Consider the following 26,663-nt stretch of genomic DNA (forward strand, 5'->3'; position numbering starts at 1 on the left):
CGTTGCGGTTGCACTATTAGAAACAGGGAGAGTTTCATGAAAGCCTTTGCAGACAGGCTCGGTCTGAGAACCGACCCGACCATTTTCTTCGTATCGGCAGGCTTCACGATCCTCTTCGTGCTCGCACTTGTCATCTTTCCCGGCCCGATTGGCGATGCGTTCGCCACGGGCCGTTCTTGGATCGTCGCCAATCTCGGCTGGTTCTTCATTCTCGGCGTCAATGTCTGGCTGGGCTTCCTGATCTGGGCCGCGATCTCGCGCCACGGCCATATCCGGCTCGGGCCCAAGGACAGCCGCCCGGAATACGGCAATCTGTCATGGTTCACGATGCTGTTCGCGGGCGGCATCGGCACGGTGCTGATGTTCTGGGGCGTGGCCGAGCCGATCAGCCATTTCTCCAAGCCGCCGCTGCCGGGCGTCGCGCCCTATTCCGACGAGGCCGCGAAAGACGCGATCTCCATCGCGGTCTATCACCTCGGCCTGCATACCTGGACGATCTTCACGCTGCCCGGTCTGGGGTTCGCCTATTTCATCAACCGCTACGACCTGCCGGTGCGGGTGTCGTCGGTGTTCTATCCGCTGCTGAAAGAGGGCATCAACGGGCCGATCGGCAAGGCGATCGACATCGCCTCGATCCTCGGCACGCTGTTCGGCGTCGCCGTCTCGCTCGGTCTCGGCTCTAGCCAGATCGCCGCCGGTCTGGATGCGCTTCTGGGCACGGGTGACGGCACGTTCGTCAAGATCGCGATCCTGACGGTGCTGACCGCCGTTGCGATCACCTCGATCGTGGCGGGGCTCGACAAGGGCGTGAAGCTGCTGTCGAACATCAATATCGGCATGGCCGTGGGCTTGATGGTCTTCGTGCTGATCTTCGGCTCGACCCTGTTCCTGCTGCGCGGGATCGTGCAGACCGTCGGCCTCTATCTCACCAACCTGCCGCATCTGGCCTTCTGGAACGACATGCTGGCCAACGAGAACCCCGACACGCCCGGCTGGGGCTGGCAGGGCTCGTGGACGGTATTTTACTGGGCCTGGACGGTGACTTGGTCACCCTTCATCGGCCTGTTCGTGGCCCGCATCTCGCGCGGTCGCACGGTGCGCGAATTCGTCTTTGGCGTGCTGCTGGCACCCTCGCTCTTCACGCTGATCTGGTTCGCGATCTTCGGCTGGCAGGCGATGGAGTTCGACGGCATCGGCCAAGCCGCACGCGATGCGATGGGCGATCAGGCGGGGCAATTGTCGCAAGCCGTCTCGGATAGCGTGCCGCTCGCGATGTTCGCCTTCTTCGAGCATTTCCCCTTCGTCCATATCGTCCAGGGCATCGCGGTGATCGTGGTGGCGATCTTCTTCGCAACCTCGTCGGACTCGGCGTCCCTGGTGGTCGACATGCTCTGCACCGGCACGCCAACCCCCGGCCCAGTCCATCAGCGCGTCTTCTGGGGCGCGGCCGAGGGGCTGGTCGCGGCGATGCTGATCGTACTGGCGGGCGATGCGGGGCTGACCGCGCTGCAACAGGTCATCACGGTCGTAGGCCTGCCGATCTTCATCCTCGTGTCGATGATGATCCCCTCGATCATAAAGGGCTTCGCGCTGGAGGATATCGACCACGTCTCGATCGGCAAGCGGCCCAAGCTGGACGATTTCTAATCGCGCGATCCCAAGGTCGGACCCTATCGAACGGCCCGGAGTGGAAACGCTCCGGGCCGTTAACCCATTAGAAAGTTTAACCCTTCCTTAAGACCCGCCCGCCTGCCACAAGAGATCAAAGCCGCAGCGGAGCATGGGTCCGAAGCGCAGCCGGCGAAGTTCGGCCTTGTTCAGTTACCGCGTCACGAGGTCCGATCATGCGCCACGCTTCTGTCTTTGCCCTGCGGGGCGTCGTTTTCTGTCTCGCCGCAGCCGTCAGCGCTGGCCCCGCGCTCGCCCAAAGCGCGCTCGGTTTCACCGGGGCCGAGCTGACGATCGAGGACACCAGCGGCGACTTCGGAGCCGCCCGCGCCGATCTGAGCGCCGATTTCGCCCTGACCCCAGCGCATGGGCTGCAACTCGACCTCGGCGCAAACGATGCCGGGCCGCGCTGGCGCGGCGATCTGGCGGCGCATCTCTACATGGCGCCCACGGAGCGCGCGAAATACGGGCTCTTCGCCGCCGTCTCCGATACCAGCCACGCCAGCCAGACGGCCTATGCGGCGGGCGCGGAAGCGATGTGGGCTGTCGGCGCAAGAGGCAGCGTCTCGGCGCGCGGCGGGCTCGGCACCATCAAACCCGGCAGCAACGATTACGTCTTCGCAGGCCTCGCCGGCCTGTGGGACGTCAGCCCGCGCACGACGCTGACCGCAGACCTTTCCGTCGTGGACATCTCCGAATTGGCCTTCAGCTCCCGCGAGACCACCGCCGCACTCGGCATAGGCCACCGGCTGGGCGACGGCCCCGCGACGCTCTTCACCCGGATCGAGCGCGCCCATTTCACCGGCCGCCCCGACAGCCGCGACGAGACCCGTCTCGCCCTCGGCCTCACATTGCGCTTCGGCTCGCGCGGCCACGGCGTGCGCAACAAGAGCTTCGCGCCGATCCGCCCGCTCGACGGCCTCTTCGCGCGCGGCACCTTCGCCCTGGACTGAGCATCTGCGATCGGCCTTCCCTTTTGCCGCTTTGACCACTACATGAGCGGCCATGACAGAAGAACTCCATATCGTCGGCGGTGGCATGGCGGGCTCGGAAGCGGCCTGGCAAGCGGCGAATGCCGGCATCCGCGTGGTGCTGCACGAAATGCGGCCCAAGGTCGAAACCTTTGCGCACCAGACCGGCAACTATGCCGAGATGGTCTGCTCGAATTCGTTCCGCTCGGACGATCACGAGCGCAATGCCGTGGGCCAGCTCCATTGGGAGATGGGCGCTGCGAACGGGCTGATCATGGACACGGCGCGCAAGCATCGTCTGCCCGCAGGCGGCGCGCTGGCCGTGGACCGCGAGGCGTTTTCGCAATCCGTGACCGAGGCGCTGCGCGCCCATGAGAATATTTCCTTTACCGAGGAAGAGGTTACGGAGCTTCCTTCAAGCGGAAAATGGATCTTCGCGACCGGCCCGCTGACTTCGGAATCCCTGGGCAAAGCGATCCTGCAAGCCACCGGCGAAGAGCGTCTGGCCTTCTTCGACGCCATCGCGCCCATCGTCTATGCCGACACGATCGACATGTCCGTCGCATGGCGTCAGTCGCGCTACGACAAGGGCGAGACCGAGGAAGAGCGCACGGCCTATATCAACTGCCCGATGACGAAGGACGAATACGAGACCTTCATCGACGCGCTGCTCGAGGCCGACAAGACCGAGTTCCACGAGGGTGAAACCGCGGGCTATTTCGACGGCTGCCTGCCGATCGAGGTGATGGCCGAACGCGGCCGTGAAACCCTGCGCCACGGGCCGATGAAGCCGGTCGGTCTGACCAACGAACACGATCCGCAGACCAAGGCCTGGGCCGTCGTGCAGCTGCGCCGCGACAACGCGCTCGGTACGCTCTACAATATCGTGGGCTTCCAGACCAAGATGAAGTATGGCGCGCAAGCTGCTGTTTTCCGGATGATTCCGGGCCTTCAGGACGCCAAGTTCGCGCGTCTCGGCGGCATCCACCGCAACACCTTCATCAATTCGCCGACGCTGCTCGATGCGCAGATGCGTCTGAAATCGCACCCGAACCTGCGCTTCGCCGGCCAGATCACCGGAGTCGAAGGCTATGTCGAGAGCGCCGCGATGGGGCTGCTGGCGGGTCGTATGGCCGCCGCCGAGCTTCAGGGCCGCGATCTCGCGCCCCCGGGACCCGAAACCGCAATGGGGGCGTTGATCACCCACATCACCGGCGGGGCCGAGGCGAAGACATTCCAACCGATGAACGTCAATTTCGGGCTCTTCCCGCCGATCGACGCCAAGGGCGGGCGGCGTGGCCGCAAAGACCGCTACAAGGCCTATACCGATCGCGCCAAGACGGCCTTCGGCGACTGGCTGGCGCAGCAAGGAGAGACTGTATGAATTACGTTCTGGCCCTGTTTCTGCCGCCGCTTTCAATCGTGCTGATCGGGCGCATCTTCCTTGCGATCCTCGTCTTCGTGATCTGGATTCCGGCGATCATCTTCTCGGGCGGGCTGACGCATCCGATGTTCATCCTGCTCGCCTGGATCCTGATCTATCAGGCGCATGCGGATCGCCGCGCGGGCGGCTGATTTGGCGGGTTGCGCGCGTCGATGATCACACGCTTCGCCCCCTCGCCAACGGGCCCGCTGCATCTGGGCCACGCCTATAGTGCGATCTTCGCGCATGACATGGCGCGCAAGGCCGGCGGCCAGTTCCTGCTGCGGATCGAAGACATCGACCAAAGCCGCGCGCGACCGCACTGGGAAGAGCAGATATACGACGATCTGCGCTGGCTTGGGCTGACCTGGGACGGGCCGATTCTGCGCCAGTCAGACCGCTTGAACATCTACCGCGAAGCCCTTGAAACGCTTTGGGAAAGCGACCTTCTCTTTGCCTGCACCTGCACGCGGCGCGACATCGAGGCGGCAGCCTCCGCACCGCAGGAAGGCGTGCAATACGGCCCCGACGGTCTGATCTATCCGGGCACCTGCCGTGAGCGTGGCTCGCGCCGCCCCGGGACTCCGCTGCCCGACAGCGCGCTACGCCTGAACATGACCCGCGCCGCCCGCGATATCCGCTTCGAGGAAATCTGCGCGCTGCACAAAGGCACGCATCACATCTCCCGCGCCGATCTGATCGACAAGGTGGGCGATGTCGTGCTGGCGCGGCGCGAGATGGGCACGTCCTACCACCTCGCCGTCGTGCTCGACGACGCCGCGCAAGGCATCACCCATGTCACCCGCGGCGCGGACCTGTTCGACGCCACGCAGATCCATGTGCTGCTTCAGGCCCTACTTGAACTTCCGACGCCAACCTATTGCCATCACGACCTGATTCGCGACGAGAATGGTAAACGCCTCGCCAAGCGCGACGACGCCCGCGCCATCGCGAAATACCGCGAGGACGGGGCCACCCCAGACGACATTCGCCGCATGGTCGGGCTGCCCGCTTCCTCTTGACGGAAATATCCTCCCCGAAGGGTCGCTCTCAATCTTCCATCGGCGTAAGAATTTCGACCTCTTCGCCATCGCGGATCGCGGTGTAGAAGCACGACCTGCGATTGGTGTGGCAGGCCGGGCCTTCCTGCTCGACCAGAACCAGAAGCGCGTCGCGGTCGCAATCCACCCGCATCTCGCGCAGGCGCTGCACATGGCCCGAAGTCTCGCCCTTCACCCAGAACGATTTCCGCGAGCGCGACCAATATGTTACGCGCCCTGTTTCAAGTGTCTTTGCGACGCTTTCCGCGTTCATCCATGCCATCATCAGGATATCGCCCGAGAGCGCATCCTGCGCAATCGCGGGGATCAAACCGTTGGCGTCATAGGTCAAGCTGGCGGGATCGAATGGCATCGGCTCTTTCCTTCCTGTGGCTCAGGTCCTATCTACGCCGGACGGGCCGAAGGGGAAAGAGATGAGCGACACCGATCTGATCAAGCTCTATTCGCAGCGTATTCTGGCGCTCGCCGCCGATATGCCGGGCACCGATCCGCTCCCCGAGCCCGATGTGACCGTGCGCAAGCGCGCGCCGCTTTGCGGCTCCACGGTCGAAGTCTCGCTGACTTGCGCGGACGGCCGCGTGACCGGCTATAGCCAGACCGTGCATGCCTGCGCGCTGGGTCAGGCTTCGGCTGCAATTTTCGGAGCGCAGGTGGTGGGCCGCACGCGTGACGAGGTCGCGAATCTGCGCGACCAGTTGGCCGAGATGCTCAAGGGCGGCCCCGTCCCCGATGCGCCTTTCGGCGAGTATGAGGTTCTGCAAGCCGCGCGCGACTATCCCAACCGTCATGGCTCAATCCTGCTCGCCCCCGAGGCCACGCTCGAAGCGCTCGAGCAGTGCTGAGCCGCTAACCTCTCTTCCTCGCGATGAAAAAAGCCGCCACTCGAAAGAGCGGCGGCTGAAGTTGCGCTTTACGGACAGGCGGGCCTGGGGGACAGGCGAAGCCGCGGGTTTGGGACAGGTGCGGCAGCCAAAAAGCGCGAGGCAGTAACGATGAGACAGGTCGGGCTTAGAGGAGCCCCGGCAGCCAAAGCGCCATGATGAAGCTTGCGCAAAGCGCGATGCCCCCCACGGCGTCGGCCAGCAAAGTGCTGTGATTGCGGTCGAGAAGTTCCTTGATTTCCTTGGCCATCTGGCACCTCCATTCCCTCTGTTGCTACTTTGTTCTCACAGTTGACGTGGCGTGTAAAGAACTTTTTAGGAACATTTGAGAACACTAGGGGAGAATGTGAGTCGAACGGGGCTCAGCCGATGCCGATCAGACGGATCGCGCGGTCCTGTTCCATCAGCCACAGCAGCACCCGCGCCGCCTGTCCGCGCGGGCCGCTCAACTCAGGATCGTCGGACAGGAGCTTGCGCGCATCCGACTGCGCCACCGCCATCAGACCGGCCTGCCGTTCGAGGTCAGCCACGCGGAAGCGCGGCAGGCCCGACTGTGCGGTGCCGATCACATCGCCCGCCCCGCGCATGGCGAGGTCTTCTTCGGCGATGCGGAACCCGTCCTCGCTTTCGCGCAGGATCGACAGGCGCCGTTCGGCCGTCTCGCTCAAGGGCGTCTGGTAGATCATCAGGCAGGTCGAGGCCGCGGCCCCGCGCCCGACCCGCCCGCGCAACTGATGAAGCTGCGCGAGACCGAAGCTCTCGGCCCGCTCGATCACCATGATCGACGCGTTGGGCACGTTCACGCCCACCTCGATCACCGTCGTCGCGACCAGAACGCGGGTCTGCCCCTTCACGAAGGCCGCCATGGCGGCGTCTTTCTCGGCCGACGGAATCTGGCCATGAACCAGCCCCACGACATCGTCGCCAAGCGCCGCGCGCAGCGCCAGAAAACGGTCGGTCGCAGAGCTCAGATCGACCCGCTCGCTCTCTTCGACCAGCGGGCAGACCCAATAGGCCTGCCGTCCCTCGGTCACCGCCTTGCGCAGATGCTCAACCACTTCGCCCATCCGCTCCATCGCGACGAGCGCGGTCTTCACCGGCGTCCGGCCCGGCGGCTTCTCGTCCAAGAGGCTCACATCCATGTCGCCATATTGCGCCAGCGCGAGCGAGCGCGGGATCGGTGTGGCGGTCATCACCAGCACGTCGACCGCCTGCCCCTTGGCGCCCAGCTCCATCCGCTGCGCGACGCCGAAGCGATGCTGTTCGTCAATCACGGAAAGCCGCAAATCCTGAAATTCCACGTCTTTCTGAAAAACCGCATGGGTGCCGACGAGGATGCCGATCGCGCCCGAGGCCAGATCGGCGAGCTTGCGCGCCCGCTCCGCCCCCTTGTCGCGCCCGGTCAGGATCTCCAGCCGGACGCCCGCCGCCTCGGCCAGCGGCGCCAGACCTTCGAGATGCTGGCGCGCGAGGATTTCCGTGGGCGCCATCATCACGCCCTGCCCGCCAGCCTCGACCGCGGTCAGCAGCGCCATGAAGGCGACCAGCGTCTTGCCCGCGCCGACATCGCCCTGAAGCAGCCGGTTCATCCGCCGCTCGGAGCCCAGATCGCCCGCGATCTCGGCAATCGCGCGGGTCTGCGCCCCGGTCGGCTTGTACGGCAGGCTCGCCAACACCTGCGCCGAGAGCTTGCCCGTGCCGCGCGTCACTCGGCCCTTCTTGCGCCGCGACTGGCGCCGCGCGAGCGCGAGCGTCATCTGGTGGGCGAAAAGCTCGTCATAGGCGAGACGCGCGCGTGCCGGCGCAGTGGCCGAAAGATCGTCAATCTTTTCAGGGTGATGCGCCGTTTTCACCGCATCCTGCCAATCCGGCCAACCCTCGCGGCGTTTCAGCGCATCATCGATCCATTCCGGCAGATCGGGCGCGCGCGCCAAGGCCCCCTCCGCCGCCTTCGCCATCAGCTTTTGCGTGACGCCCGCGGTGAGCGGATAGACCGGCTCGAACCGGGGCATCTCACCCGCATTCTCGGGCGGCAGAATGTAATCGGGATGCACGATCTGCGCCTGCCCGTCATAAATCTCGAGCTTGCCCGAAATGATCCGCCGCGCCCCGTTGGGCATCTGTTTCGCGAGCCAGTCGCCGCGCGCGCGGAAGAAAACCAGCGTGATATCGCCCTGCGCGTCATGGCACAAAACCCGATCCGGCGCACCTTGTTTGCGCGCGGGGCTATGAGCGCCGATGGTCACTTCGACGGTGACGGTGGTGCCCGCAGGCACCCCCTGCACGGTCGCGACCGGGCGGCGATCGATCACCGAATAGGGCAAGGTGAACAGCACATCGCGCGGGCGGGTGATCCCCAACCCTTCGAAATGCTTGGCCGTTTTCGGGCCGACGCCCGCGAGGCTGTCGAGCTCGGCGAAGAGCTCGAAAAGCTCTGCGGGCCGCGTGCTCATGCGCCCCCCGCGAGCGCGATCCATTCATCCTCGTCGATGACACGGATGTTCAATTCGGCCGCTTTCTTGGCTTTCGAGCCCGCGCCGGGCCCTGCGACGAGCAGGTCGGTCTTGGCGCTGACCGAGCCCGAGACTTTCGCACCAAGTGCCTCGGCCCGCGCCTTGGCCTCGGCCCGGGTCATCTTCTCCAGCGTGCCGGTAAAGACGACGGTGAGGCCCGAAACCGGACTGTCGGATTTCGGCTTCTCGGCCTCCTCGACACTCAGATGCGCGGTGAGACGGTCGATCGAGGCGCGCTCGGCCTCTTGCTGGAACGTCGTCACGACGGATGTTGCGAGCGTCTCGCCCACCCCGTCGATCGAGATCAGGTCGTCCCATTCCGGGCCCTGCCCGCACTCGGCCTGCGTCATCGCGGTTTCGAACGCCTCCCATGTGCCGTAATGCGTGGCGAGCATCCCGGCGCTGGTCTCGCCGACATGGCGAATGCCGAGCGCGAAGATCAGGCGTTGCAGCGGAATCCTGCGTTTCTCGGCGATGGCGGCAAAGAGATTGCGCGCCGATTTCTCGCCCCAGCCCTCGCGGTTCTTGAGTTGCTGGAGGCCCTGACCATAACGTTCTTCGAGCGTGAAGATGTCGGCGGGCTCCTTGATCCAGCCGTCCTCGTAGAATTGCTCGACCTGTTTCGCGCCCAGACCTTCGATATCGAAAGCCACGCGGGAGACGAAATGTTTTAGCTTTTCTACGGCTTGCGCGGGGCATATCAGACCGCCCGTGCAGCGACGCACGGCGTCGCCCTCTTCGCGGATCGCCTCGGATCCGCAGCGGGGGCAATGGGTTGGGAAGTCGTAGGGCACCGCATCGTCGGGACGGCGCGTGAGGTCGACATCGGCGATCTTCGGGATCACGTCCCCCGCGCGATAGACCTGCACCCAATCGCCGACGCGGATATCCTTGCCGCCGCGGATCTCGGCGCCCTTGGAATCGCGCCCGGCGATGTAATCTTCGTTATGCAGCGTCGCGTTCGAGACGACGACGCCGCCCACCGTCACCGGCGTCAGCCGCGCGACCGGCGAGAGCGCCCCGGTGCGACCGACCTGAATGTCGATCCCTTCGAGCTGCGTCCAGGCAAGCTCGGCCGGGAATTTATGCGCGATCGCCCAACGCGGCGTGGTGGAACGGAAACCGAGGCGGCGTTGCAGCGCGAGGTCGTTCACCTTGTAGACGACGCCGTCGATATCGTAGCCGAGCGTGGCGCGCTTGGCCTCAATCTCGCGGTAATGGCTAAGCATATCGGCGGGGCCATCGCACAGCTCGGTCATCGGGTTGGTCTGGAAGCCGAGCGATTGCAGCCGCGCGATGGCGTCGATCTGGGTCTCGGCCAGCGGCGCGGACAGCTCGCCCCAGGCGTAGGCGAAGAATTTCAGCGGGCGCGCGGCAGTGACTTTCGAGTCGAGCTGGCGCAGCGACCCGGCGGCAGCGTTGCGCGGATTGGCGAAACGTTTCTCGCCCGCGGCCTCGTTTCGGGTATTGAGCGCCTCGAAATCAGCATGGCTCATATAGACCTCGCCGCGGACTTCCAGCACGTCTGGCGCATCGGCAATCGACGTTGGAATATCGTCGATGGTGCGGGCATTCTCGGTGACGTTTTCACCGACCTGACCATCGCCGCGCGTTGCGGCATGGATCAGTTTCCCCTTCTCGTAGCGGATCGACAGCGAGAGACCGTCGATCTTCGGTTCGGCCGTGTAGTTGAGCGGCGCGTCGGATTTCAGGCCGAGGAAGCTGCGGATGCTTTCGTCGAATTCGGTCACGTCCTCGTCGGAGAACGCGTTGGCGAGGCTCATCATGCGGATCGCATGGGTGATCTTGCCGAAGCCTTCAGCCAGCTGCCCGCCCACTTGTTCGCTGGGCGACTGCTCCGATTTCAGCGCGGGGAATTTCGCCTCGATCGCCGCGAGTCGCTGCTTGAGCGCGTCATACTCCGCATCCGAAATCTCGGGCGCGTCATGGGTGTGATAGGCGGTATTGGCCGCCGCGATCTTCGCGATCAGCTCGGGCAGCTCGGCGCGGGCCTCGGCCTCGCTCAGCGCGTCGATCTCGGTGCGGCTTGGCTCGGACATAAAAAGACCCCCTCGTGCTGACCTTGGTTTAGGCAAGCGCCGAGGGGGCGTAAAGAGCCGTGACGACGGAGATCATCGGCTTGAGGGAACTCAGGCACCCATAGCGATGCGACGTTCCAACTCGGACGGGTCGGGATCGCGCAGCACATAGCCGCGGCCCCAGACGGTTTCGATGTAATTTTCGCCCTCGGTGGCATCGGCGAGCTTCTTGCGCAGTTTGCAGATGAAGACGTCGATGATCTTCAATTCGGGTTCATCCATGCCGCCATAGAGGTGGTTGAGAAACATCTCCTTCGTCAGGGTCGTACCCTTCCGGAGGCTGAGCAGTTCGAGCATTTGGTATTCCTTGCCGGTCAGATGCACCGGCTTGCCGTCGACCTCGACCGTCTTCGCATCGAGATTGACCGAAATCTTGCCGGTGCGGATGATCGATTGGGCATGACCTTTGGACCGGCGGATGATCGCGTGAATGCGCGCCACCAGCTCCTCGCGATGGAACGGCTTCGTCATGTAGTCATCGGCGCCGAAGCCGAATCCCTTGATCTTGTTCTCGGTGTCGTCCGCGCCGGTGAGAATCAGGATCGGCGTGTCGATCTTGGCCAGACGCAATTGCCGCAGCACCTCGTGCCCGTTCATGTCGGGAAGATTGAGGTCAAGAAGGATCAGATCGTAATCGTAGAGCTTCGCGAGATCGATTCCCTCCTCCCCCAGATCGGTGCAGTAGACGTTGAGATTCGCGTGCGTCAGCATCAACTCGATGCTGCGCGACGTCGTCGGGTCGTCTTCCACCAATAAAATCCGCATCCTGGGTTCTCCGCATTAATCCCTCGATAGGGGTCGAGACTTACACCAAATGGTTAACACCGGGTTACCTTGTCACGTTTCCGTTACGTCGCAATCTAAAGTTGTTTCAACTTTTGGATCGCGGTGACTTTAAGGCCTTGAATCCCGTGCCTTTCGACGCCCTCGATCCAAAGATCCAATTCTTCGTCAGAGAGCGCGTAACGCTCCAGAACCTCGTCGCGGGCGATCAACCCATGCGCGACCGCCTGCACGATCACCGCTTTCCGGCTCGCCACCCATCGTCGGGTTTTCGGAGAGGGCAGATCCGCGCGCGTCAGGATCGTGCCGTCGGCGAGGGTCACCGCGCGCGGACCATCGACTTTCTTGAGATACATGGGCTCACCCCTTCAAGCTCTTCACGCCGGCCACACTGGCGCGCGGGCCCTTAACACTGCGTGAAACGCGGGGTTGAGAGTGGGTCGCATTTTCCTATATTGCTGCACGTCTCGTTAAAGGACGCTTCATCATGCCCAAGGATCAGCCGCTCAATTCGCTCGGTTTCGCCAAACCGCCCGCGGACACCCGCGTCGTCGTCGCCATGTCGGGCGGCGTCGATAGCTCGGTCGTGGCCGCCAAACTGGCCGAGGAAGGCTATGACGTGGTGGGCGTGACGCTGCAGCTTTACGACCACGGTGCGGCGCTGGCCAAGAAAGGCGCGTGCTGCGCCGGGCAGGATATCCACGACGCGCGCCGCGTGGCCGAGGAAATGGGCTTTCCGCATTACGTGCTCGATTACGAGAACACCTTCCGCGAGGCGGTGATCGACGAATTCGCCGACGCCTATCTTGGCGGCGCGACGCCGGTGCCCTGCATCCGCTGCAACGAGCGCGTGAAGTTCAAGGACCTGCTGGAGACGGCGAAGGACCTCGACGCTGATTGCATGGCGACGGGCCATTACATCCAGCGCAAGGACGGTGCGGCCGGGCCCGAGCTGCATTGCGCGGCCGATGCGAACCGCGATCAGAGCTATTTCCTGTTCTCGACCACGCCCGAGCAGCTCGATTACCTGCGCTTCCCGCTGGGCCACCTGCCCTCGAAGGATGCGACGCGGGAACTGGCAGCGAAATACGGGCTGGCGGTGGCCGACAAGCCCGACAGTCAGGATATCTGCTTCGTGCCGAACGGGAATTACGCGAGCGTCATCGAGAAGCTGCGTCCCGGCGCGGCCGATCCCGGCGATATCGTGGACATGGAGGGCAATGTCCTCGGCCAGCATCGCGGCGTGATCCATTACACGATCGGCCAGCGGCGCGGGCTCGGCATCGGCGGGCTCGAAGACCCGCTCTATGTGGTGAAGCTCGATCCCGACACCCGCCACGTGGTCGTCGGCCCGAAAGAGGCGCTGTCCACCCGCACCATCCCGGTGCGCGAGATCAACTGGCTGGGCGACGAGCCCTTCACCTCGCGCAAGGAATGGCACCTGAAGGTCAAGGTCCGCTCGACCCGCCCACCGCGCGAAGCGATCATCCGGCCCATCTCGGAAACCGAGGCGGAAGTCGAACTGGTCGTGCCGGAGGAAGGCGTCAGCCCCGGTCAGGCCTGCGTATTCTACGCGCCCGAAGACAGCCGCATCTTCGGCGGTGGCTGGATCTACAAGAAGTAAGCGCCGAACAGGCCTGCACACAGCACTGCGCGCGGCGAGCCCACCAGCTTGCCGCGCCTAACTATCTGTCGGATCACTCAGACCGGCACGTCTCCGAGGCTCACCCCGTGCTTGCCGACCCGAGTCGTCACTTTTTTCCGACCGCCTTGGCGAGCGCTTCGCCCTCTTCGGTGGCCGAGCGCACCGCGCGCTCCGCAATCCCAGTCATCGAGGTTGCGAGCTTCGTCATCTCGGCGGTGTAATCGCTGGCCGTGCGCTGCCAGAATTCGCCCCAGAGGCTCATCGCGCGCATCGGATCGGGCGTTTCCGCCAACTGAGTGACCATCTCCTGGTCGCGCTCGAAGCGGGTCTTCAGAAACTCGAGCAGCTCGATATTCTGCGCGATCATCGATTCCATCATCTTGAGCTGCGGTGCCATCACCGAGCTTACCGACCCCATATCCGGCACTGGCATACAGCCAGCCATGTTCATACCGGGTGCGGATTTCTTCTGTGCCATGTCAGCCTCCCTTGTGACTGGATGGCGCGAGCGTAGCATGGGTGCGGCGCAGAGCGTTTGATTTGGAACAATCGCAGCGCGAAAAGCTTGGCTCAGGGCAAATGCCGAAAATTTGGGCCGAGAACGCGCGCCCGCGTATGCATTTCAAGCGTTAGCGTAAGAGAAGGACCGATGGCCGAGCCGCTTCTGATCCCGCGCCCCGAGGGGCTCTACTGCCCTAGCGGCAACTTCTACATCGACCCGAGTCGCCCCGTGGCGCGCGCGCTGATCACGCACGGCCATGCCGATCACGCGCGCGCAGGCCACGGGCATGTGCTGGCCACGCGCCAGACGCTGGAGATCATGGCGATCCGCTATGGCGAGGATTTCGCGGGGCAGCGGCAGGCCTATGAGGGACCGCTCTCCGTAGGCGGCGTGGATGTCAGCTTTCACCCGGCTGGCCATGTTCTCGGCTCCGCGCAGATCGCGATCACACATCGCGGCCAGCGGATCGTGGCGTCGGGCGATTACGCCCGCGTGGCAAATCCCTCCTGCGCGCCCTTCGAGCCGGTGCCCTGCGATACGTTCATCACCGAGGCGACCTTCGCGCTGCCGGTCTTCAAGCATCCCGACCCGGCTGACGAGATGGCCAAGCTCATGGCTTCGATGCGGGCCGCGCCGGAGCGGCCGCATCTGGTGGGCGCCTATGCGCTGGGCAAGGCGCAGCGGGTGATCATGCTCGCGCGCGAGGCGGGCTATGACGCGCCGATCTACATCCACGGCGCGCTGCAGCGGCTTTGCGACTATCATATCGAGCAGGGCATCCCCTTGGGCGATCTGCGCCCCGCCACGATGGACAAGGCAGAGGCGCGGGCGTTGCGCGAGGCGCTGGTGATCGCGCCGCCCTCGGCCTTTTCCTCGCCTTGGGTGCAGCGCTTCGCCGATCCGGTGATCTCTTTCGCCTCGGGCTGGATGCAGATCCGGGCGCGCGCCCGCCAGCGCGGCGTCGAACTGCCGCTGGTGATCTCGGACCATATCGACTGGGTGGACCTGACGCGCACGGTGCGCGAGGTCGATCCGTCCGAGCTGTGGATCACCCATGGCCGCGAGGAGGCGCTGATGCGCTGGGCCGAACTGGAGGGCCGCGTCGCCCGTCCACTGCACCTCGTGGGCTACGAGGAGGAGCCGGAATGAAAGCCTTCGCGGTCCTTCTCGAACGGCTCGCCTTCACGCCGGGGCGCAATGCCAAGCTCGACGTGCTGGCCGATTACCTGCGCCATGCGCCCGACCCCGAACGCGGCTATGCGCTGGCGGCCCTGACCGGAGAGCTGGAGCTGGGCCGCGCGCAGCCTGCGGTCCTGCGCGCGATGGTGGGCGAACGGGTCGATCCCGAGCTGTTCGCGCTGTCCTATGACTACGTGGGCGATCTGGCCGAGACGATCGCGCTGATCTGGCCGCAGGAGAATACGGCCCAGGACGTCGATCTGGTGGAAATCGTCGAGACCTTGCAGGACACGCCGAAAACCCGCGTCGGGCCGTTGATCGCGGGTTGGCTGGACCGGCTTGAGCCCTCGGAACGCTATGCGCTGCTGAAACTCGCGACCGGCGGGCTGCGCGTCGGGGTCTCGGCGCGGCTCGCGCGGGTGGCTCTGGCTTCCGTGGGCGCGCCGGAGCTGGAGGAGATCGAGGAAATCTGGCACGGGCTCTCGCCGCCCTATCAGCCGCTTTTCGACTGGATCGAGGGTGGCGAGAAGCCCGAGCGCGCGGGCCTCGCGCCGTTCCGGCCGGTGATGTTGTCGACGCCGACCGATCTCGACGCGCTGACCGGCCTGCCGCCGGGCAATTTCGCCGCGGAATGGAAATGGGACGGCATCCGGGTGCAGGCCGTGGCGGAGGGCGGCGAGCGGCGGCTCTATTCGCGCACCGGCGAGGATATCTCCGGCGCCTTTCCCGATGTGGTTGCGCATATGGGGTTCGAGGGCGCGCTCGATGGCGAGTTGATCGTGCGGCGCGGCGATCAGGTCGCGCCCTTCGGCGATCTGCAAAAGCGGCTCGGGCGGAAGTCTCCGGGCAAGGCGATGCTGGCCTCGCATCCGGCGGCGCTGCGCCTCTACGACATCCTCATCGAGGGCGAGGAGGACCTGCGTCCCCTGCCCTTCGACACCCGCCGCACGCGGCTGGAGGCCTTCGTGGCCGAACTGAACTCCGACCGCTTCGACGTCTCGGAGCTGCTGCCTTTCGAGACGTGGGACGACCTCGCCGCCCTTCGCGAAGAACCGCCCGAAGTGGTGATCGAAGGCGTGATGCTCAAACGCCGCGACACGCCCTATATGGCAGGCCGCCCCAAGGGGCCGTGGTTCAAGTGGAAACGCGACCCGCGCATCATCGATGCGGTGATCCTGTATGCGCAACGCGGGCATGGCAAACGCTCGGGTTTCTATTCCGATTTCACCTTCGGCGTCTGGGACGGCGAGCGGCTCGTGCCCGTGGGCAAAGCCTATTCCGGCTTCACCGACGAGGAGCTGCGCAAGCTCGACCGCTTCGTGCGCAATCACACGGTGGAGCGCTTCGGCCCGGTCCGGTCCCTGTCGCCCGATTTGGTGGTGGAGGTCGCCTTCGAGGGGCTCAACCGCTCCACCCGGCACAAATCCGGCGTCGCGATGCGCTTCCCGCGCATCTCGCGCATCCGCTGGGACAAGCCCGCAGGCGAGGCCGACCGGATCGAGACGCTGCACGCAATTCTCCCCGAGGTCGAGCAGCCCTAGCGGGTCAGCACATAAGATCCCGGCGCATCGCAGAGCGGGCGGTATTTGCGCCCCTTGCCCATGGGCGGCGGCGCGATCTCCTGCCCGTCGCCGGTCTTGCGCAGCCATTTCGCCCACGGCTCCCACCACGACCCTTCGCGGGGCTCACATTCCGCAGCCCAGTCCGACGCGGAAGGGTGCAGCATACCGGGGCGGTGCTCCATCAAGCGGTAGCTCGCGCGCGGCGCGCCCGGCGGGCGCACGATCCCGGTATTGTGCCCGCCCGAGACCAGCGCGAAGGTGACGGCGCCCGGCAGCGACCATGTCAGCTTGAAGACCGAATGCCAGGGCGCGATGTGATCGGTCTGGGTCGCGACGGCGAAAACCGGCGTCTCGATATCCTGCAGGAAGACCGGCGTGCCGCGCGTGTCCATCCGCCCCTCGGCAAGATCGTTGTCGAGAAACAGCCGGCGCAGATATTGCGAATGCATCTTGTAGGGCATCCGCGTCGCGTCGTGGCTCCACGAGGCCAGCGCACCATCCGTCTCGCGCTCGCCCATCAGATAGGTGTGGACCGCCTGCGACCAGATCAGGTCCTTCGATTTGAGCATGGTGAAAGTGCCCGCCATCGCGGTCTTGTCGAGATAGCCCTCCTCCCACATCATGTCTTCGATCAGGCTGAGCTGGTCTTCATTGGTAAACAGGCTCAACTCCCCGGCCTCGGTGAAATCGACCTGTGCCGCCAGCATCGTCAGCGAGGCCAGCCGTTCGTCCCCGTCGCGCGCCATCGCCGCCGCAGCGACCGACAGAAGCGTGCCGCCGAGGCAATAGCCCAGCCCGTGAACCTTCTCCGCCCCGGTGATCTCGCAGACCGCATCGAGCGCCGCCATCACGCCCTCTTCGCGGTAATCGTCGAAGCCCAGATCGCGGTCGCCCTCGTCGGGGTTCTTCCACGAGATCGCGAAGACGGTGAAACCCTGCCCCCCGAGCCAGCGGATCAGCGAATTCGTCTCCTCCAGATCGAGGATGTAATATTTCATGATCCATGCCGGCACGATCAGCAGCGGCACCGAATGGACCTTCGGCGTGCTGGGCTCGTATTGCAGCAGCTCGATCAGATCGTTGCGCAGCACCACCTTGCCCGGCGTCAGCGCGACATCGGTTCCCGGGATCAACGTGGGCTCCGGCTTGGTATCGCCGGTCATCACCTTGACCGCATCCTCGCCCCAGTAGCGCGCCCCGCGCATGAGGTTCACGCCGCCCTCTTTCAGCGTCTGGGCAAGGACCAGCGGATTGGTCGCGATGAAATTCGTGGGCGACGCCATGTCGAGCCATTGCCGCGCGTAGAACTGCATCATCTGCTCGTGGCGTGCCTCGACCCCGCGCACATCCGTCGTGGCGTTGTGCCACCATTGCTGGGCATGGAGGAAACTCTGCGCATAGAGGGAATAGGGGAACTTCTGCCAATCGGGCGCAGAGAAGCGGCGATCCTGCGGCAGCGGCTCGAGCGGCTGCGCGCCCTCGTCGTCGCTCCGGTGCGGCGCCATCTCGCGCATCAGGTGCATCCATTTGCGACCCGCCTTCCAGCCCAACTCGGCCTGCTTGCCGGGGCTGAGCGCAAGATGGGTCGCCCAATCGGAAAACGCGAGCCCGAGCGAAATCGGAGACAGCCCGCCCTCGGCCCGGCCCATCAGCGCGTGGGACAACCGGTCGAGCCGTTCGAACGAGGCCAGCGCCGCGCTGTGCTCCTCGGCCTGAGGCGTGTCGACCTGTGCGGATTTGCCCGCAGCCTTCCCGGCACCCTTGCCCGTGCCCTTGCGCGGCGGCGTTTTGTCCCCGGCCATATCCTTCATCCCGCAGCCTCCTAGCGTTGCGATTCCGCGCAGAACTTACCGCAAAAACGATGACAGCGGTTTGACCTGACGCAAGAGAACGCGCCCTCGCGACTCTTCACGCAAATAAGAGCCGATCTCACATGGGCGGGAGGCGCTTGAAATATCGGAACTGAGGCATTGCTGCATCGGTTCACCCTGCACATCTCGAGACGCAAGGGCAAAGGCGAGATGGCAAACCGGGACACGCCACCCTCGAGGACCGCTGTCCACTGCCGATGCCCGACGACATACGGAAAGACCGGGTTTTCTCTCTCCACCCTCCCTGCCCGGGTTTCCGACCGACCTGCTTCCGGGTTCTCCTGTCTCTCTTGCCCGGAAGCAGGCCCCTTCACTCCCAACTCCCCGCCCCTCTCGGGCGGGGCTTTTCTTTGCCCGCCTCACCTGCGCGATAGAGCACGCAAGCCTGCGCGCGGCCGCGGGGTGACACCGGTCGCCCGCGTGCTAGCTATGCCCGGTCATGTTGAGCAGGCTTCGAGACAATATCATTCCGCTGACGGTGGCGCTGTCGCTCCTGATGGAGCTGATCGACGCGACCGTGCTGGCAACCGCGATCCCGGTGATCGCGCGGGACCTTTCGGTGCCGGTGCTGTCGCTCAAGATGGCGATGGCGACCTATCTGATCGCGCTCGCAGCTTTCGTACCGATCTCGGGCTGGATCGCGGACCGGATCGGGGCGCGGCGCACCTTTCTCGCGGCGATGGGCGTGTTTCTTGTGGCCTCGCTTCTCTGTGCCATCCAGACGAGCCTGACCGGGCTGGTGCTGGCCCGCGCGCTGCAGGGCATCGGGGCGGCGATGATGAGCCCCGTGGGCCGGCTGATCGTGCTGCGCCACACCTCCAAGGAGGAGATGACCCGCGCGATGGTCTATGTCACCCTGCCCGCGCTGATCGGCCCGGCGCTGGGCCCCTTCGTGGGCGCGACAGTGACGACCTTCCTCGGCTGGCGCTCGATCTTCCTGATGAACTTGCCGCTCGGCGCGCTGGCGATCTGGCTGACGCTGCGCCACATGCCCGCCGACGGCCCGCCCGAGCCGAAACCGTTCGACTTCCCGGGCTTCCTGCTGTCTGCCGTGGGGCTGGCGGCGGTGATGACCGGGTTTTCCGCGCTGGGCGAGCATATCCTGCCGTGGCAGGCCGCCGCGGGCCTCAGCGTCGCGGGTGTGGCGCTGCTTGTCCTCTACTGGCTGCGGGCGCGCAATACGGAGGAGCCGCTTCTCGATCTGCGGCTGTTCCGGCACCGCACCTTCGATGTCTCGATCACCGGCGGGCTGATCTTCCGGCTGTCGAACGGGGCGATCTCGCTGCTGCTGCCGCTGTTCTTCCAGCTCGGCCTCGGCGCGTCCGTGATGGTCTCGGGCGCGTTGACGGGTCTGAACGCGGTGGGCGCGGTCAGCCTGCGGACCTTCGTACCGCGCATCCTCGACCGGTTCGGCTTCAAATGGGTGATGATCTGGGCGGCGGTGATCCGGGGGGCCACGATCTTCGGCTTCCTTACCGTGACCAGCATTCATGACTGGCAGCTGATCCCGCTTCTGCTGATCGGGGGCGCCGCGCAATCGGTCGTCTTCACCGCGATCAACTCCATCGGGTTTGCCGATCTCGACACGCGCGAGATGAGCCCCGCCACCGCCTTCACCGCGATGAGCCGTCAGGTCTCGCTCGCGCTCGGGATCGCGCTGGCGGGCGTGGTGCTGGAACTGACCGCAGGCTCGGCGGCGACCACCACCGGGGCCGAGATGATCCCGATCCACGCCTTCCTCTGGGGCTTTGCGATTGCGGGCGCGACGGGGCCGCTCTCGGCGCTCTATTTCCTCCGCCTGCGCCGGGGTGATGCCGACGGGTTGCGCCGCAAACGCCGAACGGTGGAGCCCTACGGTTCGGCCAAGGAGCGCTTCCGCGCGCCGCAATCCAAGCAACGTGAACCAGCCGAATGAGCAGAGCTGTACCGGACCCGAAAAATCGGGGATGCGCAGGGCGTTAACCCGGTGTAGCGTGGCGCCATGATCAAGCTCGACCCCCGCGATATCGAAATTCTGCGCGTGCTGGCGCGCGAGGGCCGCATCACCAAGGCGGCGCTGGCCGAGAAGATCAACCTCTCGCCCACCCCTGCCTGGGACCGCCTGAAAAAGCTGGAAAAAGCGGGGCTGATCGCGGGCTATCGCGCGACGTTCAACCTCAAGAAGCTCGGGCCGCATGTGACGCTGTTCGTAGCCGCCGAACTGGCCGACCACACCGCCGCCAGTTTCCAGACATTCGAGCGCTCGCTCGATCAGCACCCCGAAGTCGTGGGCTGCTGGGCTTTGGGCGGCGGGTTCGACTATCTGATGCAGATCGTCACCCGTGACATCGACGCCTATCAGCGGCTGATCGACTCGATGCTGGACGCGCGGATCGGCATCGCGCGCTACTTCACCTATATCGTCACGAAAGAGGTGAAGAACGCCGCCATGCCGCCCTTCGACCTCTTCGCAGACCAAATGGACTGACGGACGGCGCTATTTCAGCCCAAATCCGGGGCCCGCGCAGTCCATTCGGACTATTACCCTGTGAAATCGGGCGCAGAGTGATCTCAACCAAGGAGGTCTCTCATGCTCGATACCGCCATTTCCGCCCGCCCCGATATTGCCGACAAGCGCCTGCTGCGCAGCTTTGCCTATGTGAACGGCCGCTGGGTCGCGGGCGAGACGGGCGAGGTCATCCCCGTCACCAACCCCGCCAATGCCGAACGTCTGGGCGATATCACCGCGCTCAACCGCAGCCAGTCGCGCGCGGCGGTCGATGCCGCCCAAGCCGCCTTTCTCGACTGGTCGATGACGCTGCCGCAGGAACGCTCCGCCATCCTGCGCCGCTGGTTCGACCTGATCATCGAGGCGAAGGACGATCTGGCGCGGATTATGGTGCTCGAACAGGGCAAACCGCTCAGCGAAGCCCTGGGCGAAATCGACTATGCGGCGAGCTTCATCGAATATTACGCCGAAGAGGCCAAGCGCCCGAATATCGAGGGCGTCACCTCGCATCTGCATGACGCCGAGGTGGAATTGTGGCTCGAACCCGTGGGCGTCGTGGGCCTCGTCACGCCATGGAACTTCCCCGCCGCGATGCTCACCCGCAAGGCCGCCGCCGCCATCGCGGCCGGCTGCACCGTGGTCGCGCACCCCTCGCACGAGACGCCCTATTCGGCGCTGGCGCTGGCGGAACTGGCCGAACGCGCGGGCCTTCCAGCAGGCGTGTTCAACGTGTTGACCGGCCACGCCCCGGAAATCGTCGAGCCGTGGTGCGACGACACCCGCGTGCGCGCGCTCTCCTTCACCGGCTCCACCGAGGTGGGCCGTCTGCTTTATCGCCAATCGGCTCAGACCGTGAAACGGCTTGTCCTCGAACTGGGCGGCCACGCCCCGGTGATCGTCTTCAAGGGCGCCGATCTGGATCAGGCCGTCGAGGAAGTCATCAAGGCGAAATTCGCAACCTCCGGGCAGGACTGCCTCGGCGCGAACCGGATCTACGTCGAGCGTCCCGTCTATGACGAGTTCTGCCGCCGCTTCACCGAGGCCACGCAGGCACTCACCGTGGGCATCGGCATGGAAGATCCCGATATCGGCCCGCTGATGAACGAAAAGGCGGTGGCCAAGCAGGAAGAGCACGTGGCCGACGCACTGGCCAAGGGCGCGAAACTCGCCTGCGGCGGCAAGCGGCTCGATCGCGGCCCGCTGTTCTTCGCGCCGACCGTGCTGACCGATGTGCCTGATAACGCAAAGATCATGCAGGAGGAGACCTTCGGCCCGGTCGCTCCGATCACCGTCTTCGACACGGAAGAAGAGGTCTTCGCCAAAGCCAACGCGACCGAATACGGGCTGGTGGCTTACGTCCACAGCCAGAACCCGAAACGCATCTACCGCGCCACCCGCGCGCTGCAATTCGGCATGGTCGCGGTCAACCGCACCAAGGTCACCGGCGCGCCGATCCCGTTCGGCGGCATGAAGCAATCCGGCCTCGGCCGCGAAGGCTCGCGTCGCGGAATGGAAGAGTTCATGGAAATCAAATACGTCTGTCGCGACTGGGGCTGATCGCCCCGCCCGCCCGGACGCCCAAGACAAGAAGAAGGAGAAAATTGCTGACCAATGACCAACTCGACAAGTGGGATCGCGAAAGCTTCTTCCACCCCTCGACCCATCTCGCCCAGCACGCGCGCGGCGAGTCCCCCAATCGCATCGTCACCGGCGGCAAGGGCGTGTTCATCGAGGATCGCGACGGCAACAAGCTGCTCGACGCCTTCGCAGGCCTCTACTGCGTGAACGTGGGCTACGGGCGCACCGAGATCTCCGAGGCCATCGCCGAGCAGGCGAAGGAGCTGGCCTATTACCACGCTTATGTCGGCCACGGCACCGAGGCCTCGATCACGCTGGCGCATATGGTCCTCGACCGTGCGCCCGATCACATGTCGAAGGTCTATTTCGGCCTCTCCGGCTCGGATGCGAATGAGACCAACATCAAGCTGGTCTGGTATTACAACAACATCCTGAACCGGCCCGAGAAGAAGAAGATCATCTCGCGCTGGCGCGGCTATCACGGCTCGGGCCTGATGACCGGCTCGCTGACGGGTCTGGAACTGTTCCACAAGAAGTTCGACCTGCCGCTGAGCCAGGTGATCCACACCGAGGCGCCCTATTACTTCCGCCGCCCCGATGAGGCGATGTCGGAAGAGGCCTTCACCGCCTATTGCGCGTCCGAGCTCGAGCAGCTGATCGAGCGCGAAGGCCCCGACACCATCGCCGCCTTCATCGGCGAGCCGGTTCTGGGCACGGGCGGCATCGTGCCCCCGCCCGCGGGCTATTGGGAAGCGATCCAGAAGGTTCTGAACAAATACGACATCCTGCTGATCGCCGATGAGGTCGTGACCGGCTTCGGTCGTCTGGGCTCGGTGTTCGGCTCGGATCACTACGGCATGAAGCCCGACCTGATCACCATCGCGAAGGGCCTGACCTCGGCCTATGCGCCGCTCTCGGGCACCATCGTTTCCGACAAGATGTGGAAAGTGCTGGAGCAAGGCACCGACGAGAACGGCCCGATCGGCCACGGCTGGACCTATTCGGCGCACCCGATCGGGGCGGCGGCCGGCGTTGCGAACCTCGAACTGATCGACAAGCTCGGTCTCGTCGAGAATGCGGGCTCGGTCGGCAAATACCTCAATGACCAGATGCGCGCCGCCATCGGCGAGCACGCGAATGTCGGCGATATCCGCGGCGAAGGGATGCTCTGCGCAGTGGAATTCATGGCCGATCGCGACAACCGCGGCTTCTTCGACGCCTCCGACAAGATCGGCGCGAAGATCGCGGGCGCGATGGTCGAGCGTGGCGTGATCGGGCGCGCGATGCCGCAGGGCGACATCCTCGGCCTTGCCCCGCCGCTGTGCCTCACCGAGGGGGAGGCCGACAAGATCGTCGAAGTCACCGCCGACGCCGTGAAATCGGTTCTGGGCTAAGACCCCTCGGCAGGGGTCGTCTTACGAGGCGATCCCTGCCAGCCATTCGGCAATCGCTGCGCGGCTGTCTGGATCGGGCGAATGGTGACGCACCATGAAACCGTCGAACCAGTCGCGCCGCGCCTCGGGCGTCTGATTATCCGCAGTCCAGTCGATCTTTGCGACCATCCGCTCTGCATCGCGATGACAACGCCCGCAGGACTGCGCGAAAAGCTGCGCCGGATCGGTCTCGGCCACGGCAGCCCCGGACCAGATTGTTAGAAAAACAGTCAAAAAGACGCGCATCACGCCCTCCCGAGAAACTCCAGCACCGAACGCGCCGCGCGCAGACCGGGCGGCTCGCCACCCTCGCCCAAACGGCGCATCACCTCTTCCATCGCGGCCATCTGCTCCTCGCGGGCCGCGTCTTCTTCCAGCAATTCCAGCATCTTCGCCGAAATGTCACGCGGCTTACAGTCGGGGCCGAGGAATTCCGGGATCACCCGCGTCTCGGAGACCAGATTGACCACCGTCACCGTGTCGATCTTCAGCATCCGCGAGATCACATGCCAGGTCAGGAAATTCGCGTCATAGGCGATCACCATCGGCACCCGGTTCGCAGCCAGTTCCAGACTGACGGTGCCCGAGGCCGCCAGCGCGATATCGGCGGCGGCAAAGGCCGCGCGCTTGTCATCGGCATTCTCGACCACGATCGGGGCGACCGGCCAGCGCGCCGTCATCTCGCGCACCATCGGCGCGACGCCCCGCACGGTGGGCAGCACGACGCGCAGCCCCGGCTCGCGGTCGCGCAGCTGCATCAGCGCCTCGTCGAAGCGTGCCCCAAGCCGCTTGACCTCGCCGCGCCGCGAGCCCGGCAGACACAGCGCGAGCGGTTGTTCCTCGCCGATCATATGAGTCTCGCGGAAGGCCGCCGCATCTGCCCCGGTCGCGCGCGGTTCGGCCACGACGGGATGGCCCACGAAATCGCAGCTCATCCCGGCGGCTTCCATGTAAGGCGGCTCGAACGGCAGCAGCGCCAGCACATGATCGACCACCTGCCCCATCTTCGCCGCGCGCCCCGGACGCCACGCCCAGACCGAGGGCGCCACATAGTGGATCACCTTGAGATCAGGGCGCTTTTCCTTCACCAGCCGCGCAACGCGGAGGCAGAAATCGGGGCTGTCTATGGTGACCAGCGCCTCGGCACCGCTTTCGATCACATGATCTGCCGTCTCGGCAATGCGGCGCTTCAGATGGCGGTATTTCGGCAGGACCTCCATCAGCCCCATGACCGACAGTTCTTCCATCGGGAAAAGGCTGGTCAGGCCCTGCGCGCCCATCTCCTCGCCGCCGATGCCGGACCAGTCCACGCCCGGCGCAAGCCCGTTGATCCCCGCCATCAGGGCGCCGCCGAGCTTGTCGCCCGATGCTTCGCCCGCGATGACGTAGAGCCTCATGACGCTCGCGCCCAGAGAAAGAGGCCCGCGGCCTCGGCGGCCTCGATAACCGCGTCGCGATCGAGAAGCATCACGCCGCCCGCCTCGAAGGCTATCCCCGAAAGGCCAGCGGCCGCGGCGTTCTTGACTGTGTCGACACCAATCGCGGGCAGATCGACACGACGGTCCTGATCGGGTTTCGGCGCCTTGTAGAAGACGCCCTTCACCGCTTTAAGATCGCCGCGCAAGCCTTTGTGGTGCTGTACGAATTCCAGCATCGCATCGGTGCCCGGCAAGGTCTCGACCGCAAGGCAAAGCCCGCGTCCGACGACTGCGCCCTGACCGATATCCGACGCCCCAAGCGCGGCCACGATTTCGGCCCCGCGTTCGGCGTCTTCTTCGTCCACCGCGGACGGTTTGCCGCATAGCACACCCGCCTCGGGCAGCAGCGTGGGCACGATCTCGTGCGCGCCGACGACCTGCAGATCGAATTCCTCGAACACCTCGATCACCGCGCGCAGCGTCGCATCGTCGCCCGCCTGCATCGCCATCGCGAGCCGCGGCACCAGCTGCGCCGAGCGGGGATCGAACTGCTCGGGATCGATCGCCGGACGCTGCATCGCGCCTGCGAACACCACCCGCTCGATCCCGCGATCGGCCAGTTCGTCGAGAAACGGCACCAGACGCTCGATCCGGAAGCGCAGATGCTCGCCGTCCAGATCGCAAGGCGCGCCGATCATCTCGCAGACGAGAAGCTCCGGCGCGGCCTCGGTCAGGATCGCAGGCAGACGGCCAGCCCCGGCGATCAGCGCGGTATGCGTGCCCCCGCTCATTTGCCGGGCGTCAGGAAGCTGCGGTCGGACGGGCCGAGGATGAAGTCGAGCACTTCGCGCGCCAATTCGCCCTCGACGCCCTCTTCCGAGAGGGTTCGCGCGCTTTCGCGGAAGCTGCCCTGACCGAGCGCCTCGACGGTCTTGCGCAGCGCCGAGATTTCCTCACGCGGCGTGCCACGGCGTTTCAGCCCCACGAGGTTGAGCCCCTCGAGCCCCGCGCGCGGTCCTGCCACCAGTGCATGCGGGATCACATCCGCCGTCACCATCGACAGCGCGCCGATGATCGCGCCGCGCCCGATGCGGACGAATTGGTGCACGCCCGACAGGCCGCCGACGATGACATCATCGCCGAGCACGCAATGCCCCGCGACCGCGACCGAATTCACCAGAATGACCCGGTCGCCCAGCTTGCAGTCATGCGCGACGTGGCAGGACGACATGAACAGACCGTCATCGCCGATCTCGGTCAGCCCGCCACCACCTTCGGTGCCGGTATTCATCGTCACATATTCACGGATGCGGTTGCGCTTGCCTATCTTCAGCCGCGTCTTCTCGCCGTTGAATTTCAGGTCCTGCGGGATCTGGCCGAGCGAGGCGAAGGGATAGACCTCCGTCTCGTCGCCGATCTCGGTCACGCCCTGCAGCACGACATGGCTTTGCAGCGACACGCCCCGGCCCAGCACGACCTCGGGGCCGACCACGCAGAACGGGCCGATCCGGCAGTCCGGACCGATCACCGCGCCGGCTTCGATCACCGAGGACGCGTGAATCTGCGCACTTGGGTCAATGCTCATGCA

Annotated in this window: 25 protein-coding genes; 13 read left to right on the plus strand and 12 right to left on the minus strand. The window is 65.1% G+C overall.

Features of this window, described 5'->3' with window-relative positions; genetic code table 11:
- Window positions 1–36 precede the first annotated feature (36 nt).
- The 5 genes from AKL02_RS10650 (at window position 37) to gluQRS (ending at window position 5,084) form a co-directional block, all read left to right on the plus strand.
- Window positions 37–1,647 carry a BCCT family transporter gene (locus AKL02_RS10650; protein ID WP_078540853.1) on the plus strand — a complete coding sequence of 537 codons (1,611 nt, stop codon included), beginning with the start codon at window positions 37–39 and terminating at the stop codon, window positions 1,645–1,647.
- 197 nt (window positions 1,648–1,844) lie between these two features.
- The gene (locus AKL02_RS10655; RefSeq protein ID WP_078540850.1) at window positions 1,845–2,621 is read left to right on the plus strand and encodes a hypothetical protein; all 777 of its coding nucleotides are present in this window, start codon (window positions 1,845–1,847) and stop codon (window positions 2,619–2,621) included.
- A 52-nt stretch (window positions 2,622–2,673) separates the two neighbouring features.
- Window positions 2,674–4,023, plus strand: a complete 1,350-nt coding sequence (gene trmFO / locus AKL02_RS10660; RefSeq protein WP_083076951.1) for a methylenetetrahydrofolate--tRNA-(uracil(54)-C(5))-methyltransferase (FADH(2)-oxidizing) TrmFO — start codon at window positions 2,674–2,676, stop codon at window positions 4,021–4,023.
- Window positions 4,020–4,214, plus strand: a complete 195-nt coding sequence (locus tag AKL02_RS10665) for a hypothetical protein (protein ID WP_078520734.1) — start codon at window positions 4,020–4,022, stop codon at window positions 4,212–4,214. Before trmFO ends, AKL02_RS10665 begins: the two co-directional genes overlap by 4 nt.
- Window positions 4,215–4,235: 21 nt before the next feature.
- Window positions 4,236–5,084 carry a tRNA glutamyl-Q(34) synthetase GluQRS gene (gene gluQRS / locus AKL02_RS10670; RefSeq protein ID WP_083076955.1) on the plus strand — a complete coding sequence of 283 codons (849 nt, stop codon included), beginning with the start codon at window positions 4,236–4,238 and terminating at the stop codon, window positions 5,082–5,084.
- Between the two features lie 28 nt (window positions 5,085–5,112).
- Here the strand turns inward: gluQRS and hisI are convergent, their stop codons facing one another.
- Window positions 5,113–5,475, minus strand: a complete 363-nt coding sequence (hisI, locus tag AKL02_RS10675) for a phosphoribosyl-AMP cyclohydrolase (protein WP_078540842.1) — start codon at window positions 5,473–5,475, stop codon at window positions 5,113–5,115.
- 61 nt (window positions 5,476–5,536) lie between these two features.
- Between hisI and AKL02_RS10680 the strand changes: the two genes are divergently transcribed.
- The gene (locus tag AKL02_RS10680; RefSeq protein WP_083076958.1) at window positions 5,537–5,965 is read left to right on the plus strand and encodes an iron-sulfur cluster assembly scaffold protein; all 429 of its coding nucleotides are present in this window, start codon (window positions 5,537–5,539) and stop codon (window positions 5,963–5,965) included.
- A 166-nt stretch (window positions 5,966–6,131) separates the two neighbouring features.
- On the opposite strand, the gene AKL02_RS21215 is transcribed toward AKL02_RS10680, so the two are convergent.
- The 5 genes from AKL02_RS21215 to sciP form a co-directional block, all read right to left on the minus strand.
- A complete protein-coding gene (locus tag AKL02_RS21215; RefSeq protein WP_255266459.1) occupies window positions 6,132–6,254 on the minus strand; it encodes a hypothetical protein in 123 nt (40 codons plus the stop codon).
- Window positions 6,255–6,366: 112 nt separating this feature from the next.
- Entirely contained in the window at window positions 6,367–8,457 is a 2,091-nt protein-coding gene (gene recG, locus AKL02_RS10685; RefSeq protein WP_083077543.1) for an ATP-dependent DNA helicase RecG, read from the minus strand.
- The gene (ligA, locus tag AKL02_RS10690) at window positions 8,454–10,577 is read right to left on the minus strand and encodes an NAD-dependent DNA ligase LigA (RefSeq protein ID WP_083076961.1); all 2,124 of its coding nucleotides are present in this window, start codon (window positions 10,575–10,577) and stop codon (window positions 8,454–8,456) included. The genes recG and ligA overlap by 4 nt, the downstream gene beginning before the upstream one ends.
- 90 nt (window positions 10,578–10,667) lie before the next feature.
- Window positions 10,668–11,381: a response regulator transcription factor CtrA gene (gene ctrA, locus AKL02_RS10695; protein WP_083076965.1), complete on the minus strand. Its 714-nt coding sequence runs from the start codon at window positions 11,379–11,381 to the stop codon at window positions 10,668–10,670.
- Window positions 11,382–11,476: 95 nt separating this feature from the next.
- Window positions 11,477–11,755: a CtrA inhibitor SciP gene (gene sciP / locus AKL02_RS10700; RefSeq protein WP_078520740.1), complete on the minus strand. Its 279-nt coding sequence runs from the start codon at window positions 11,753–11,755 to the stop codon at window positions 11,477–11,479.
- Window positions 11,756–11,886: 131 nt separating this feature from the next.
- Here sciP and mnmA point away from each other — a divergent pair, with 131 nt between their 5' ends.
- Entirely contained in the window at window positions 11,887–13,023 is a 1,137-nt protein-coding gene (mnmA, locus tag AKL02_RS10705; RefSeq protein WP_083076968.1) for a tRNA 2-thiouridine(34) synthase MnmA, read from the plus strand.
- Window positions 13,024–13,150: 127 nt separating this feature from the next.
- Here the strand turns inward: mnmA and AKL02_RS10710 are convergent, their stop codons facing one another.
- Entirely contained in the window at window positions 13,151–13,522 is a 372-nt protein-coding gene (locus AKL02_RS10710; RefSeq protein WP_165756948.1) for a phasin family protein, read from the minus strand.
- Between the two features lie 171 nt (window positions 13,523–13,693).
- Between AKL02_RS10710 and AKL02_RS10715 the strand changes: the two genes are divergently transcribed.
- Window positions 13,694–14,695, plus strand: a complete 1,002-nt coding sequence (locus AKL02_RS10715) for a ligase-associated DNA damage response exonuclease (protein ID WP_083076971.1) — start codon at window positions 13,694–13,696, stop codon at window positions 14,693–14,695.
- Window positions 14,692–16,266, plus strand: a complete 1,575-nt coding sequence (locus AKL02_RS10720) for a cisplatin damage response ATP-dependent DNA ligase (protein ID WP_083076975.1) — start codon at window positions 14,692–14,694, stop codon at window positions 16,264–16,266. The genes AKL02_RS10715 and AKL02_RS10720 overlap by 4 nt, the downstream gene beginning before the upstream one ends.
- On the opposite strand, the gene AKL02_RS10725 is transcribed toward AKL02_RS10720, so the two are convergent.
- Window positions 16,263–18,089, minus strand: coding sequence for a PHA/PHB synthase family protein (locus AKL02_RS10725; protein ID WP_083077545.1), 1,827 nt, complete (start codon window positions 18,087–18,089; stop codon window positions 16,263–16,265). The two genes, AKL02_RS10720 and AKL02_RS10725, sit on opposite strands and share 4 nt — an antisense overlap.
- Window positions 18,090–18,597: 508 nt before the next feature.
- Here AKL02_RS10725 and AKL02_RS10730 point away from each other — a divergent pair.
- The 4 genes from AKL02_RS10730 (at window position 18,598) to AKL02_RS10745 (ending at window position 23,618) form a co-directional block, all read left to right on the plus strand.
- A complete protein-coding gene (locus AKL02_RS10730; RefSeq protein ID WP_078605458.1) occupies window positions 18,598–20,073 on the plus strand; it encodes an MFS transporter in 1,476 nt (491 codons plus the stop codon).
- Window positions 20,074–20,139: 66 nt separating this feature from the next.
- On the plus strand, window positions 20,140–20,625 hold the full coding sequence (locus AKL02_RS10735) for an Lrp/AsnC family transcriptional regulator (RefSeq protein WP_152844310.1): 486 nt from the start codon (window positions 20,140–20,142) through the stop codon (window positions 20,623–20,625).
- 102 nt (window positions 20,626–20,727) lie between these two features.
- A complete protein-coding gene (locus AKL02_RS10740; RefSeq protein ID WP_083076979.1) occupies window positions 20,728–22,203 on the plus strand; it encodes an NAD-dependent succinate-semialdehyde dehydrogenase in 1,476 nt (491 codons plus the stop codon).
- 44 nt (window positions 22,204–22,247) lie between these two features.
- On the plus strand, window positions 22,248–23,618 hold the full coding sequence (locus AKL02_RS10745; RefSeq protein ID WP_083076982.1) for an aspartate aminotransferase family protein: 1,371 nt from the start codon (window positions 22,248–22,250) through the stop codon (window positions 23,616–23,618).
- A 21-nt stretch (window positions 23,619–23,639) separates the two neighbouring features.
- Here AKL02_RS10745 and AKL02_RS10750 read toward each other — a convergent pair whose 3' ends face one another.
- From AKL02_RS10750 to lpxA, 4 genes are read right to left on the minus strand one after another with little or no spacing between them, the layout of a single operon-like run.
- A complete protein-coding gene (locus AKL02_RS10750) occupies window positions 23,640–23,903 on the minus strand; it encodes a hypothetical protein (RefSeq protein ID WP_083076985.1) in 264 nt (87 codons plus the stop codon).
- The gene (gene lpxB / locus AKL02_RS10755; RefSeq protein WP_083076989.1) at window positions 23,903–25,054 is read right to left on the minus strand and encodes a lipid-A-disaccharide synthase; all 1,152 of its coding nucleotides are present in this window, start codon (window positions 25,052–25,054) and stop codon (window positions 23,903–23,905) included. The genes AKL02_RS10750 and lpxB overlap by 1 nt, the downstream gene beginning before the upstream one ends.
- The gene (locus AKL02_RS10760; protein WP_083076992.1) at window positions 25,051–25,866 is read right to left on the minus strand and encodes an LpxI family protein; all 816 of its coding nucleotides are present in this window, start codon (window positions 25,864–25,866) and stop codon (window positions 25,051–25,053) included. The genes lpxB and AKL02_RS10760 overlap by 4 nt, the downstream gene beginning before the upstream one ends.
- Entirely contained in the window at window positions 25,863–26,660 is a 798-nt protein-coding gene (lpxA, locus tag AKL02_RS10765; RefSeq protein ID WP_083076995.1) for an acyl-ACP--UDP-N-acetylglucosamine O-acyltransferase, read from the minus strand. Before lpxA ends, AKL02_RS10760 begins: the two co-directional genes overlap by 4 nt.
- Window positions 26,661–26,663: the final 3 nt, after the last annotated feature.

This window comes from Thioclava electrotropha (assembly GCF_002085925.2).
GTDB lineage: Bacteria > Pseudomonadota > Alphaproteobacteria > Rhodobacterales > Rhodobacteraceae > Thioclava > Thioclava electrotropha.